General features: G+C 46.7%; 5 protein-coding genes and 1 pseudogene. All 6 read right to left on the minus strand.

All coding sequences use genetic code 11. The features are described from left to right. Positions 1–326: 326 nt before the first annotated feature. Positions 327–537 (minus strand): annotated as a pseudogene (locus tag AAC855_RS04790) (IS1 family transposase); the annotation flags it as partial. 146 nt (positions 538–683) lie between these two features. Continuing rightward, positions 684–5,810: an SDR family NAD(P)-dependent oxidoreductase gene (locus AAC855_RS04795; RefSeq protein ID WP_340608486.1), complete on the minus strand. Its 5,127-nt coding sequence runs from the start codon at positions 5,808–5,810 to the stop codon at positions 684–686. Positions 5,811–5,874: 64 nt separating this feature from the next. Then, a complete protein-coding gene (locus tag AAC855_RS04800; RefSeq protein WP_340608487.1) occupies positions 5,875–8,349 on the minus strand; it encodes a pentapeptide repeat-containing protein in 2,475 nt (824 codons plus the stop codon). 4 nt (positions 8,350–8,353) lie between these two features. Further along, positions 8,354–9,010, minus strand: coding sequence for a hypothetical protein (locus tag AAC855_RS04805; protein WP_340608488.1), 657 nt, complete (start codon positions 9,008–9,010; stop codon positions 8,354–8,356). Between the two features lie 15 nt (positions 9,011–9,025). Next, complete coding sequence (locus tag AAC855_RS04810) at positions 9,026–10,288, minus strand: hypothetical protein (RefSeq protein ID WP_340608489.1); 1,263 nt, start codon at positions 10,286–10,288, stop codon at positions 9,026–9,028. Further along, positions 10,281–14,729 carry a C-type lectin-like domain-containing protein gene (locus AAC855_RS04815; RefSeq protein ID WP_340608490.1) on the minus strand — a complete coding sequence of 1,483 codons (4,449 nt, stop codon included), beginning with the start codon at positions 14,727–14,729 and terminating at the stop codon, positions 10,281–10,283. Before AAC855_RS04815 ends, AAC855_RS04810 begins: the two co-directional genes overlap by 8 nt. Positions 14,730–14,940: the final 211 nt, after the last annotated feature.

Below are 14,940 nucleotides of genomic sequence, written 5' to 3' on the forward strand. Positions count from 1 at the left end.
CCTGCGTGTGGTGATCAAGGTGATTTTTTTGCTCACTGGAAAGCACAATCAATGATTGTTTCCCTGTATTTTTTTCATCTTCATCGTGCATAACTGCTCCCTGAACCCAATATTTATTGATTGCTCTACGTAAAAAATGAGGCTAATGACCCACACCATTTTATTGCTTAAACCTTACTTTTTCAAATGTATATTTTAATAAGTAGAAGCAATTAAGAAATCGATGATGATGTAATATGTTGATAAATAACAATAAAAATTTTTCATGTGTCACTGCGCAACTTTACCTGCTTATATACAGGTCATGCTCCCAATAGTTAGCTCTGTTATGAAATATGGTATTCACGCTCAATGAACGTCCCTACCACTTTGTCGTGCATCTCTTCGGATTTGGAATAACCTATTGTCTTTCTATTCGGTCTCTTTATCCGGATACGAAGTGTAAGATTCGTTCTCTCGATACGTTGGGTAACTTTCTTTCCCGTAAGGTGTTTTTTTAGGCAGGCAATCGTAAACGGCATAATCATCTGTACAGTAAAACAAACCGGATAGTAAAATGAGACAGGGGGTCATGAGCCCAAGTAGAACATTAGAGGCACGTAGTCCGATAAGTTTCCTATTGAAACCAAATTGCAACTACGTGTCTCTGAATTAGCTATTCTTAAACAATTCGAAGTTTGCTCCTACTTCGTAATTGCCTTAACTTGCAATCGATATGTAATCAATGATGCAAGTTCAGCCAGCGGCTTATCACTTAACAACAATTCCAGCGGAATATCCAAACGTAATTGTTTGTTGATTTTTTGTACCAACATTAAACCGTTCAATGAATCAATACCGTTGTTAGTCAAAGGTAGATCGGGATGGAATACTTCTGTTGAAGTCCCAACTATCTCACCACAAAAGGTCTGTAGCAAGCTAACGACATCGTCCAGATCACTCACTGCAAGCGCCGCTTCTATGGGTAAAGTCTGAACCACATTTTCTTGCTGAATATCACGCAATAGCGGTAAGTGACGCATCTGGCTGGACAGCAAATTTGACCAATTCGTCAAGAATGGCACCAGTTGCGGCTCAATCCGAGCAAACAAGCGCTCTAAAACAGCTAATCCCTCCTCTGAACCAAATGGCTGTAAGCCACTATTTTCCAATATTGGCAGCGTTCGACTATCCCGCAAAGCGATCCCCGCTTCCCATGGCCCCCAATTAAGGCTTAACGCAGGTAAACCTTGCTGACGCCGTAAACAGGCCAGACTATCCAACATAGCGTTAGCCGCTGCGTAAGATGCCATACCCGGTAAAGCCAATAATGCCCCCAACGAGGAAAACATCACAAAATGCTCTAAAGGTGCATCAGCCAACGCTTGATGCAATGTCCAGGCAGCTAATGCTTTAGTGGCAAATACTCTATCAAATGCCTCGGGGCTGAGTTCACGATATCCCTGATCTTCAACATGTGCAGCGCAATGAATTACACCACGCAGCGGCTGGCTGGCTTGTTGTCGATACTCAGCCAAACAAATGTGGGTTCTTTCCACATTACCGAGATCAACCGGCAGATAATTAGCCTCGACCCCTTGTTGATGTAGCATTTCTAATAACTTTTGATCAGCCGCATCAAGGATAAGACGACGCCCAATCAATAACAAATGTCGAGCACCATGTTGTACCATCCAAGGGATCAATTGACGGCCAATATCACCAAAAGCACCAGTCAGCAGATAACAGCCATCCGGACGAAAACGCACTGGTGGCAGAGCGGGTATTTCAGGTAATGGTACAAGGCGTAGCACATAACGCTGATCATGGCGCAAAGCTAATTGATCCTCGCCATCACCTGTCAATAGCGCGTCCCACCATTTGGCTGGAGCCGTGATACTGTCAATATCCAGTAATCCACCCCATAATGCAGTTGCTTCTTGTTGACCAATAACGCGCATCATTCCCCATAATGCGGCGGCAAATGGTTCGGGCTGATCCTGCTCAGTGATTTGATGAGCACATTGAGTCACTATCCACAAACGTGGTTTTATCGACCGTTCGGCCAGCACCGCACACAAATGTATCAACGAATGATAAGCCATCTGCGGAGCCTGCAACGGCCAGAGGATCAGGATCCTTTCGGTTTCAACAGGAAGAGTATCAACTAATTCTTGAATTTTCTGATAACTGTCAGGTAGACCAGAATACAACGAGGCACACCCACCACGGCGTTGCAACTCATCAACTAACTCTTCTGCCAGAGCGTTTTCACCCCCAAGGATAGCCCATTGCGTCACAGACTCTGTTGATGGCTGAACGGGCAGTTTACGCCACTGTGGTTGGCCGACAACCAGATTGTGCAGTTTGGCAGACAAGCTGTTTTTTCTATTACCAACAAGCTGAACGCAAAACCCGCTGATCTGACAAAGCAACATACCGCTATCAGTATAGACGTCAATATCACCAATCCATTGTTGTTGCGTCTGCTTAGTCTTTCGGGCATGGGCATGAACCCGACCTGACAATTTACCATTGATACGCAAATGCTGAATACTGACCGGGATACGGAACTCGTTGACAGGAATTGGCGCGTGAACATCAGCAGACTGAATCGCCAACAATGATTGGAAGATGCCATCCAAAGCCGCTGGGTGAAAATTCATTCCCTCCGGTGCAGGTGGTAATTCAATCTCACAGATTGTTTCTTCTTTACCAACAAACGCATGGCGCAGAGTACAAAAAACACCACTATAATTGAAATGTAGATGTTGAAATGCCTGATACAACATCTCTTGGTTCCGCATGCAGGGATAGCGATCATTTACCGCTAATGGAGGAATAGCACAAGGAGTAGCACCCGGTACAACGATGTTCACCTGTGCACTGGCTGCAAGTTGGTAATGTACACTCTCATCCAGATTACGGGTAATGTGTACTTGCACTCCCATTCGCTGGCGATCTAGCTGTGTCTTTAACCTGAATTCTATGCCTGGCTCTAGCAGTAAAGCCGATTGCAACACAATATTATCAAGCGCTAATCCAACGTCAGGAAAACAGATACGAGCCGCCGCCAACATGATTTCAATATAGCCCGCAGCCGGAAACATTGCATTTCCCATGACAACATGATCGAGTAACCAAGGCACTTGTTCTATAGTCAACTCAGCTTGCCAACTCTCGCTGCCCGGCTGAGCTTCGCCCAATAATACACCGCTCAATATACGTAATCGGCGGCGACGGCTAATCTCTGGTTCGTGCCAATAGGATTGCTGATGCCAGGAGTAAGTGGGTAGATCAATTGGGCAAGCGGTAGGCATCAGAGTCCGCCAGTCCGGTTCAACCCCAGCTTCAAACAGCTGTCCTAACAGTTGTGGCCAGTTCTGCCCTGAGCGACAAGCAAACACCTGTCCTCGATAAGGCTGGCTCCAATCCTTTAATCCTGCACTCAGTAGGGATTTAGGTGAAACTTCCAGAAAATGGTGGAAACCCGCTTTGAGCATGTTTTCTACCGCATCGTCAAAACGGAGTGACGAGACGACATTGTCAGCCCAATGCTCGGGATTCAACTTTCCATTAATCAACTCCCCGGTGACTGATGAAAACACTGGCAACGAAGGTTCTGCCGCGGGAACGGTTGCCGCATCCGCAGTCAACCCAGCCCTGATTGACTCTATATAATGGGAATGAGAAGCAATTCTATAATTAAGCCAACTACTGGCGATACGCTGCTGCTTTAAGCGCTCAGCAACAGCGGTTAATTCACTTATAGGCCCAGACAGTAAGCAACGATTGATACTATTACGCCCTGCTATCACCACGGCAGGCTCGGCACCGGGGGCAGACAAATGAGGCAATATCTGCTCAACTGTCGCCGCCACGATTAATAATCCGCCGCCTTTATTCAACACACGTCCCAGATGATGATAACGCTGATGTAACAGTGTCAGTGCCTGCGTCAGATCATAAATTCCCGCCAGATAACAAGCCGCCATTTCACCGGAACTATGACCAAGTAACGCCGCTGGTTTGAACCCCCACTTCTGCAACTGCGCAGCCATTGAGATTTGTACCGCAAACTGCATTGGCGGCTCTATCAGTTCATCGGCAGAGATCAATGCCGCATATAAAGAAGGTGCAGAAAATCCCGTCCAAATTGCCTCACAACGCTCGAATTGTTCTGTAAATTCGGGAAATTGCTGAAACCAAGCGATAGAGTCTTGCCAATCTTCACTGCCAATACCCGCAAATATCCAAGCCAGACGATCAACTTTTTTATTGTTATGCTCCGACGATACATTCAGATTAGTCAACCGTTGTCGCAACTGTTCCCGGTTACTGAATGCAATCCCCTTACGTAACGGAAAGCGGTGACGAGTCGTTGCCAAGCTATAGCACAAATCATCAAGGGCAATGTCTGGCTCCTGTTGCAGTAAATCAGCAATGCTCTGCGCTTGTTGCTTCAGAGAAAACTCAGACTGCGCAGACAATGGCAGCATGAAAGCTTGCCCTTGCGTCGTCCGAAGTTGTACGGAAGATTCGGCATTATTACTTAACACCACATGGACATTCGTTCCGCCAAACCCAAAGGAATTCACCCCTGCTATTACTTTTCCTTCAGACAATGGAGTTAATTGCTGTGGAACTTGCAATCCCAACTCAGTAAAACGAATGTAGCGGTTAGGCGGCTCGGCATGTAAATTGCCCGGTACCTGTCCTCGTTGTAAACACAATACCGCTTTAATTAATCCAGCAATGCCCGCCGCAGCTTCCGTATGACCAATTACGGATTTACACGCACCAATCAACAATGGGCGGTCTGTCGGTTCGGGCCGACAGACCAGCCCCAGTGCTTCTGCTTCTATCGGATCACCTACCCCAGTTCCAGTACCATGGGCCTCAATATAATCAATCTCTTCCGGGGAAATCCCCGCCTGAGCACAGGCCATCCGAATCACTCGTTGTTGTGCGGTGCTACTTGGCTGAGTAATTGTGGGAGTGCGGCCATCTTGATTGGCAGCTGAACCGTGGATCACCGCCAAAACGGGATCGCCATCCTGTAAAGCCGCATTCAACGGTTTCAGCAAAACAGCACCGACTCCTTCACTACGCACATAACCATCAGCGTTAGCTGAAAAGCTATGACAGCGGTTGGTTAATGATAGAAAACCAGTACGACTTTCTACTATCGAAAAATCAGGCATCAACATTAACTGGCTACCACCCGCTAGCGCCAGTTGTGATTCTCCACGACGCAAACTTTCACAAGCCAAATGGACCGCTAACAGGGACGATGAACAGGCGCTATCAATAGTCAAGGATGGTCCTTGAAAATCAAACGCATGGGATATCCGGTTTGACAACATGGTTCCCATTGCACCGGTTGAGGTATAACCGGTAGCCTGACGCAAATCAGTAAATTGCAGGTGCATATAATCATGAGTGAAAGCACCGATATAGACACCAACCGCCTGACCCGCCAACGATTTTGGCGCTATTCTCGCCCGTTCCAGCGTTTCCCATGTCACCTGCAACATCAAACGATGCTGTGGATCGATAAAAGGCGCTTCTGTATTACTGATATCAAACACCGCCGCATCGAAACCGGTAACATCAGTGATAAATCCGCCTTCTCGCGCCACCATTTTCCCTGGCAAATTGCGATCTCGGGAACTATAAGCCTGAGTTGACCAGCGTTCAGGGGGGACTGGAGTAATTGCGTCACTTGAACTACACAACAGCTGCCAGAATTCCTCTGGAGAGCTGACACCTCCCGGGAAACGGCAACTCATACCGATAATGGCAATCGGCATATTATCACTTCTCATCATATTAATATCCATAGTGGTATTCTTTACTCCGATTAGTTGTTTGCCAGATCATCGGGCTTGCTTATCAACACCAAGTCGTCGGACTGGGAATACATTTTGGCGGATGAGGTGGTAATCCCGGCGTCATTAATGACTGATAGCTGATACCCGTATTGAGTAACTGATAACGCAAACCACTTGGGCAGGTGGTGGCTCCATCCATTGCCTGAGTGATATCAATTGTCACCCCAAAAGCGACATTAACCGGTTGCAATGTATTGTCAGCCGCAGTACGGATGATACGTAATGGCGATCCACCACAAACTTGCAGATGGTTATTACCGACCTCACTCACCCGAATTACCATGAAGTTGCAATATCCCCGATAATTCAGATCGGTGTCTGGCGGCTGGTTGGAGATAATCCAATATTGATTATTTTGCTTTTCAATGATTTTGGCATTAGATAACAGACTGTAGCCGTTATCAGTGAATACCTGACGCAACTCTTTTGAGACTGTGCCACTATTTAATGAACTCATCAGCTCAAGCGCCGCACTGAATAAAGGTACACCTGTTAACTTATTGCCTGTTTCCTCAAACGGTAAAGCCACCGCGCCATTGGTCAGATTAGCGCCGGTCAATTTAGCTTCCGTAAAGATAGTGCCTTGAATTGAAGCAAAGGCCAGAGATGCAGGTTTAAGACCTTCGGTGGGTTCTAACATTGCTTTGCTGAAATCAGTATTCACCAGACTAGCATAGGACAAATTCGCACCAAACAATCGAGCCTGAGTGAAATTCATTGTCGCTAAGTTAGCATTCGACAAATTGACCTGTTCCAAATTGGCGTTATCGGCTCTGGCGTTACTGCCGTACCAATGAGCGCCAGACATATCAACCGCGTACAGATTAGCGCCAGTCAGGATAGCATTAGGCATAAATGTGTTGGCAAGAATTGCCGCATTACCGCCATTATCTTGCGCAACGTTTAATTGCCCATCCTGATAGTGAATAAATAACGGTTTACCATCATGTTCCACCAACCAGTTCTGGCCCGGCTGACGAACTAACACCTCTGCCTGACCATTAACCAATATCTTTCCCTGATACAACATTTGACGTAACCGTTCAGGCAGTTGCTGATTATCCAGTGTCTGAGCATCAGCTTTATCCAAATGTGTCACTGTGGATAAAGCACCAAATTGAGCACCAGTTAAATTAACATTCTCCAGACTCGCATTAGATAAATTCGCGCCAACTAAAGAGACATTCCCCAGAACAGTGGCACCGGCCAGATTAGCACCGACCAGAACTGCGCCATTCAGTGACGTAAAATCCAGATTTGCCTTTTTCATCGACGCCATCAGGAATATGACTTGATCCAGCTTCTGGCGGCTCAGATTAACGCCATCCATCTGCGCCTGAGTAAAATCTGTTTTAGCGGTAATCGTGGCATCAACCAAGTTCATCTTTGTCAGCACCGTCGCTAATAAGGTACTGTCGCTGAGGTTAAGCTGGCTATAACCGGTGGTTAACGATAACCGTGCGTTGGTCAGATTTGCGCCACTGAAATTAACATGATTGATATTCGCCCCGGTAAAATCCGTCCCCACTAACGTGGCTTGACTAAAATTCGAGGTCTGCAAAGTGGTATTCTGCAAATTCACCAACGTCATGATCGCCGCGGTAAAATTGCAGGAAGCCAGACTGGCTCCGCTGAGATCAACATTAACCAGATTCGCCTGAGATAAATCAGCATTCTCCATTATTACAGAAGGTAACAACGCTCCAGAGAAATCCGCACCGGGCGCTTTTAGACGATTCAATATCGGCTGACCACCACTGCTCTTACAGCCACGGAAAATGGCGTTCGGTAGCTCAGCGTCAGGCATATTGGTATCACTACCGACGATACACTTTTCAAAAAGCGCATTTTTACCATGAATATGCGTTAGATCCGTCTTACTTAAGTCACAACCACTAAAATTACAATCATCAACTTTGATATTAGTTAAATCAGCGTCAAGCAATGTCGAACCATGCAGGTCAGCACTGGACAAATCGACGGTCATCATCACCATTTCATTCAAATTCTCTTTAGCGAGATAAGCAAAACGCAGATCGGCTCCCATTGCCCCCCATTCTTTGAGGAATTCCAGGTCCTTTGTCACGATAGTACGAGTAAATTGGGCTGACAGAGGCGGACTGCCAGTGACTGCCTGCCAAATCAGCCCAGATTGTTGTGCCACCAAATAACTGTCACCACTGCTACTGATACGACGCAGGCGAAATCCAGATCCTCCAACCTCTTCCAACCGGATCTCAGCAACCGTACCAGTGCGCGGTTGATTAGCTTGAGGAGTATTGCCGCTCGCGGCCAGGTATTGACCATTGCCAGCCTGTAACCAAAAGCTAGTCATGCCATAAGCATTAATCATTTGATTTATCGCCCCTGATTGCTTGGCTGACAGGCGAAGCGTACCATCGTCCTGAACAGTAATCAGTTGGCCAGAAGCCGCAGCAAATTGCCATTTGCCAGCAAAAGATCTAGATTCGCTCATGTCATTATCCTTGCAGCAAGTGATTTACAGAAACCTTCCCAGCTCTCCCAGCCTGACCACCGCTGGCGCTAATCCCTCCAATACCATATTTTCCATCGGCTGCATGTGAACCGTCACCATTTACCCCACCGCGCCCAGCAATCCCCCCAGCACCTCCGGGTTGCCCGAACCCTCCACTCCCGCCATCAGAGGTGGCAGCTACCGGTTTTGGTAAGCTAGTCTGGATATATCTGACCCAAACATTACCTCCATTGCCGCCATTTCCCCCATTGCCGCCATTACCTCCATTGCCACCGTTACCACCCACACCACCGAGTTTCCCTGACGATGATGAATTGCCACGGCCACCATTGCCGCCATCCCCCCCATTACCACCGTAACCCGCTATGCCACCATCACCACCGTTACCGCCATTATTGCTAATACGCACTACACCCTGTACGTCAAAACGGGTACAACGCAGGGCAAACCACCAGCCAGAACCTGATTGACCATCCTGACCACTCTGACCATTTCCACCATTTCCACCATTGCTACCGGCAGTGGCTGGCTTACGACGAGCAGCATTCTGACCATCAACCCCCCGTAGACCATCAGCGCCATTGGCTCCATCGGCACCTTTCACGCCATTAGTACCCAAAATTTGAATATCTGCGACCATGACTCCTCCTTGCCGTTATTGTTTTTTGCCGTTGACATAAACTGAGCCTACGGTACCTGCTTTTCCGGCAATTCCTGAGTTCCCAGATATACCATTTTCACCTGAGCTACCACTGGAATAACCAGTACCGCCGCTGCCGCCGACACCACCAGAACCACCATTGCCACCAGAACCACCATTGCCGGCAATTGCCCTGGCCTTAAAGGATGCGCTCCCCCCTTCGTCATAAGTAAAATAGATGTTACCGCCGTTACCCGCGTTACCACCATTACCGCTGGCACCACCATTGCCACCACTACCGCCTTTACCGCCGTTTCCGGCCCTACATTCGCTGGTAGAGCCACCGCCATTCCCTCCTCTCCCGCCATTACCACCGTTACCACCATTACCGCCATTACCACCATTACCGCCTTGTGTCAGCATATTCACAAAGCCTGTGATGGTACCGGTTTTAAAATTGACATCCACTGCATCCCCTCCTTTCTCGCCGTCACTTCCTCTGGCGCCATCAGTACCATTGCCACCCGCAGTACCTGACGTAGCCTGCGTTGCACAGGAGTTTTTATTATCTTTACCGGGGTTACCATTACTGCCGTCTTTCCCATTGGAGCCACTGTTTCCGCTCCCGCCATTGCCTCCGTTCCCTCCAATATTTTCAATGCTCGGGCCATCATTATCTGTACCTCCTAAGGTACTAATTATGATCACTTCGTTCGCCTGAACCGTGCCATTGGTGAGATAAATAACTTTACCGCCAGGTTGAATCGTTATCTTATTAAAACTTAAGTTAACAGGTTCTCCGTGACTCTCTTTACTTCCAACAATCAATGGATTACTGGCAGTAACAACGATATCTTCACCGCTGTATAACGCGACTTTCATCGGGAAACGTTTAGCGTTCAGAATATCTTCATAATCTTTGACCAAAGGAGAATAACCATAGATATAAGCGCGGAAAGCTGTACATATATCAGCATGATTACCGGTGACATTTGCCAACCGTTCAGCAGAATAGGGTTCAGGTAGCGGATGATGGGGTTCCATTCCGCCTGGTCCATACTCACTGTCAGGTACCCCCCCAAGTTCCTTCAATTCTTGTATAGTTTGTACGGTAAAAAACGCGGGTGGCACAGTGGCAATTTTCGGGTCGTTAGAAAATATCACCGGCCCGTCAAAGTCCGAAGTGTTCAATTGCTTTGGCTGCCGCTCGGTATCGGTCAAATGATAATGCTCACGCAATTCAGCCAAAGTTTCGTTAACCGTTTTCATTTTATTCATGGGAGTTCTCCTGAGTTTGGGTATAAGTTTGTACGTTTAGAACCACAGAGGCGTCACATATCAGTTGCCCACCTTGCTTAAGCGTCAAAGTGTCAACCACCACCACTATCGGTCTTGAAGTCGGATTGCTAATGTTCAGAACCCCGTCATCAGCAATCTCCAGTTCAGCAATCGCAAAAACATCAACGGTTGCCGGAAAGGATATCGGCGCTTCAACAGGGGGGATACCAGAAAGGGTCAATAGCTCCGATGCTGATGACACTTCTGCCGTATAAGAAGGAGCCAGTGACTGTGGGTCGTCAGGCCGTAAAGAGCCTTGCGACGAAGATGCAACAACGACTTTCTCCGTTACATCGCTCTCTGGGATATCTAATAATTGCAAAGCCTCTTTAAATCCTGAATTATAATTTTTTAATGGCATAGTTCTCTCCGAGAAACTGTAAACAGAAATAATCTGCTGATTATCGCCATCCACGGTGCAAATAACTGGGTAACGGGTACTAACATCAGTAATGATGAAATAACCATTTTCATTGATAGTTTCGATCGTTGCTTTGTTACTAAGAGGGTGTTTGTTGTTAGCAAAAACTGCGCGGATTTTATCCATATCGTGTTGCTGGAATATCGGTAATTGTTCGATACCCAGATCGAATATTGGTGTAGTTGGCTTCCACTGGCTGATCTGTGGTTGGGTACGTTGATTTTCACCCAAGAATTTGCCGTAATTCATCGCCACCAGAGTACGGAACGAATCTATCGCCAGATGTCCGGCAACAATATGCTGGCGTTTAGCGGGATCAGGCACTAAGGTCGAATCAGGGACAGTTACCAGAAAAGTACCGTCAGGATTATAAATATCAAGGATATAATCCGTTGGATCACGCCCTTCGTTACGGTATGACAAGACATAAATATATCCCTTCGCCTCAACCGCAACATCCAGATACTTAATCCCGGCTGGCTTATTTAGTGGCATATAGGACAGATAATCCGCTACCGTAATCTGAGCAGGATTCGTTGCATTAAGGGTTAACAGCCAGGATCGAGCGCTGCTAAGATCATCAATTTGCCATTTGACACCTTGACCGATAGCGATAACCCGTACATTACTCAAATCGTTATATACAGATACCGTTTGTCCCTGAGCAGTCAGCGTGTAAGTCGCGGGTTTCTGCGGGTCATATACCAACCAGCTCTGCCCTTGCTGTATCACGTCAACCGTTGTGCTGCCAACGGGATCAATATGACCGTCTGCGGTCTGGTTATAACTTAGATAAATCCCATCATGTGCAAAGGTTTTAATAATCTGCTCGTCCAGTACTCCAGCATTCAGCAAACGTATAAAGTTTGGATCACTGTTACTGAACAAGAATGTCAACCCCTGCTCACGAAATGCTTGTTGTAATGCCGGAGAAAACTCCTGAGCATCCAGTGTTGCCTGATAATCAGCGGTAGCAAGTTGAAACAGTGTTACACCCGCAAAACTCGGGAATGGGTTCCCTTTAGTATCAAACGCCTGAATACGGGTATTGATTGTCTCCAATAATAGTATGCGGCCATCTGGCGTTACGGTCAGGGCAATTGGCCCATGAGTTAGCCCTTGTCGAATCCCTTCTCCAGAGACAATCTGTGCCGCTGGAGCCTGATCATCCGGATAGCCCTGATCACCCAACGCCAGGATCTGCATCTTGCTATATTGCCAACTGACAGCAATGACATAGCCGCTCGGGTGAACCACCATCGCATCAAGATGCGGAATGGTGAAAGTCCCCCACGAAAGCGGATTATCCGTCAAACCAAAATTATGGCTGCCATCACGCAGGTCCACCCGACGTAAGTGATATTCACCAAACCGTGAATCAATAATAAAGTTATAAGGCGTGATGGTTTTTTCGTCCGGTCCTTCGCCAAAACTGTTATAACTGATCAGTGGTTGTACTTTGAAACCTACCGCAGATAATTTCAGACGCTCATTCAACGAGTCGTTGCTCAAAGTGGAAATGTTTTGCAACACGTACATCTGGCCGCTATTGGGGGGACTTAATGGATCTTCCAGTGGAATATCCTGCCCAGAAGCCTGATAGCAATAACCAACCTGATAATCTGAATTCAGGATTGTCATATTGACCAGCTTGCAGATGTTATTGCCTACATTGCTACAATTGGTTGAAGACTGGGTTTCCAACGGCACACTGCCTTCAATCCACTGGTACTCTTTTTTACCGCTATCGTAAGACAACTGTTCCCAATATTCGTATTGAGTCACCTGAGTCAGTGGCACCAACATCTCTTTTATATTACCGCTGACGCGCATGATGCCTTCATTAGGATCGTCTGGCTGCGCATTCAACAGATCACTGGTATAGCTCCCCGCTAACCAGCCAGTGGCTGAATAGACATTAGCCTTGATTTTGAGTGTTCCACCCCAGCCAACCGAATTGAAATTAAAAGATAGTGGTGAATTGGAACCTGTCGCGGGTAATGGAATAGTCTGGGTATAGTAGGTGCCGTTGGTATATTCAACGGTCACCTGGCACTGCACTGCCACCGGCGGCCAGATTGCGGTTTCCGGTCGGCCCGCTTCACCATGAGCAGGATCAGGATGCAGAGTAAAAGCCAAAGTCATCTGGCGCTTGATGTCCACTTCCAGAGTAGCTGGTGTGGAAAGCAACTCCCCCGTCGTCACTGCAATCTGCGCAAAATCTAGCGCAATTGAAGCGAGCCGAAACGCCCAACCCACCACCGGAACCGCCTGAGCGGCTGCACTGGCTGCTATCTGGGCGGTAACATAAGTGGCTAATGCTTCCATCCCTTTTTTGGCCAAAATACCAATGGCAATGCTGGCTAAACTGGTGAGCACTTTCTTGGTATTGAATAACGCTGCTCCGACAGCTGCCCCACCACCAATCAACGGGAAGGCAACAGCGGCTAATGCAGCAACACTATCCTTATCGGAAATAAAATCTTTATACCACTGAGTGTTAGTCACTGCGGCACCAGCCAGCATCATCAGGGCCGGAATACCGTACTGGAACATGCCAGTTAAAATCACACCCGGCCAGATAATCGGGTCTTCCCAGCGGGAGGTTCCCAAACCACCAAACAAGAATTTAGCCGCCTGAGCTTCAGCTGGCCAGGGCAAGCCAAAGTTAGTGGGATCAGTGGGCATCGGAATCCCCATGATCGTATTGACATTAGCCAACACACCAAGGGCCTTTTGTGATGGCGTTTCGAATAACTCAGCCAGCTCTTGAGGGAAATAAAACGGCCAAACACCGTCAACCTTTGGATTATCGATCGGCTGTTCCATCTTAGTGTCTTTAAAGAACTGAATATAGACACCTAGCTGACGTAAGTATTTGTTCTTAAAATCAATGGAAAAATGACTTTGGCTGCTATCGTAACGGATGCTGTCGGCATACACATCCATACCGTGATTAGGAGTACGGTTGGTGGCAGTCCAAATTTGGTTGGTGCCCCGCTTAATAGTCAATGCTGCTGCCTGATCTTTGAATTCGGCAACGTCCAGAGACGCACTTTGGCTGACACTCCAGTTATGATTTTGCAGACGACCATCATTATGCGAAGTTTTCAGCGCATTAGATGCTGGCGAGCCAGAATAATTCTCCGTATCATCCGATAGGTTATATTGCATCACCGGATCACCTTCGGCGAAAATCACCTGTCCGTCTTGACCTACCCAGTCAAATTCGTAAAACATTGCGCTGCCATCAGGGGCAACCAATTGGCCATAAGTGGCAAAACCGCCTGTCTCTGTCGCGGGTCCCTGACTCGATATTGATATAGCCAGTTCATAAACTCGGTTATATTGCAGTGGGTCTATTGCCTGTGGTGGGGCAATATGTGAATGAATGACAATTGATGCTGCATAAGCCTGACTGTTAGACAATTCCGGATGGGAAAACACAATAGAGCAAGCAATATCCCACGGTGTTTTGATTTCATTAGTCGCAACCCACAAATCAGCGTAATGAATAGAATTTCGCGCTAAATGTTGGCTATTAACACCGAGAGCACTAAGTTTACCCGGCAAAGCCATCTCTATATTATTTACTGCCAGTTTTTCTCTGTTACGTTTGGCATAATGATGTAAATGAGCATTGGGAATATGATAAGAAAGATGATAAAGAACCGGTAATGAAGAACGATAAGGCCCGGATTTATCACCAACCACTTTAATCAGCGTAACGTGATGAGGTAAAAAATAGTGTTCAGGTACCTCCGCGAAATGGCTGATATTGTGTGAACCGTAACGCAGAACCATATCTATTGCAGGATTTTCTCCAGCTGCTCTGGCTAAACTTGATTCATCATGTTCTTGCAACGGTATATTATATTCACCAACCCAAAGATTTAATTGACTGGATTGGGTACGTAAATGGCTTTGAGCTAAATCAAAATGTAGAATATGTGTTTTCATTTGGATTTCATCTCTCTAAATGACTATTTTCGTTATCATAATAAACACTCAGTAACCGTATAAATAACCCGACGGAAAATCCCAGAAAAACAACCCCCCATGAGAATGAATGCACCCTCCTATAAACTTATTTATTGAAATATAAGCAACTGAAAATAAATATAAAAATATTAATTCACTTTACAGAAATTAATTGCATGTGACATTTAAA

Origin of the sequence: Xenorhabdus bharatensis (genome assembly GCF_037996705.1) — a bacterium.
Classification (GTDB): Bacteria; Pseudomonadota; Gammaproteobacteria; order Enterobacterales; family Enterobacteriaceae; genus Xenorhabdus; species Xenorhabdus bharatensis.

Excerpts from the sequence above, each read along its gene's own strand:
- AAC855_RS04805 (WP_340608488.1), bottom strand. The coding sequence starts at position 9,010 with ATGGTCGCAGATATTCAAATTTTGGGTACTAATGGCGTGAAAGGTGCC.
- AAC855_RS04810 (WP_340608489.1), bottom strand. The coding sequence starts at position 10,288 with ATGAATAAAATGAAAACGGTTAACGAAACTTTGGCTGAATTGCGTGAG.
- AAC855_RS04815 (WP_340608490.1), bottom strand. The coding sequence starts at position 14,729 with ATGAAAACACATATTCTACATTTTGATTTAGCTCAAAGCCATTTACGT.
- AAC855_RS04800 (WP_340608487.1), bottom strand. The coding sequence starts at position 8,349 with ATGAGCGAATCTAGATCTTTTGCTGGCAAATGGCAATTTGCTGCGGCT.
- AAC855_RS04795 (WP_340608486.1), bottom strand. The coding sequence starts at position 5,810 with ATGATGAGAAGTGATAATATGCCGATTGCCATTATCGGTATGAGTTGC.